This window comes from Sporolactobacillus caesalpiniae (genome assembly GCF_040513385.1).
Lineage (GTDB): Bacteria > Bacillota > Bacilli > Bacillales > Sporolactobacillaceae > Sporolactobacillus.
In genome coordinates this window covers 1-345 of record NZ_JBEVCB010000023.1, presented here as the reverse complement: position 1 = coordinate 345, position 345 = coordinate 1, and the positions used below count along the sequence as shown (strand labels likewise).

At 49.9% G+C, this 345-nt stretch carries 1 rRNA gene; it reads right to left on the bottom strand.

The annotated features are described in order from the left end of the window. Positions 1 to 98, bottom strand: a 23S ribosomal RNA gene (locus tag ABWW58_RS17130); the annotation flags it as partial. Positions 99 to 345 lie beyond the last annotated feature (247 nt).

Genomic DNA, 345 nt, shown 5'->3' with positions numbered 1-345 from the left:
TGCTTACTTACAGCTCCCCGGAGCTTATCGGAGTTCGTTCCGTCCTTCATCGGCTCCCAGTGCCAAGGCATCCACCGTGCGCTCTTTAAAACTTAACCACTGAATGCGTGATGAGCGGCGAATCTCTTCGTCAGCTTGTTCCCTGTGATCCTCATGTAATTAAGGAACTTCTGCTAAATTCGTGTACGTCCTGTACACAACGCAGAAGTCACCACTTCCTGTGGAAGTTACACTCCGGTTCTCGGTAACTGCGCTTCCTCGATCTTCTTGCTCCTGACGCATTCCTTTATTAATCCGCGAACTCGTCACCTTCCATTAATGGATGAGACAAAGTCCGACGGACCT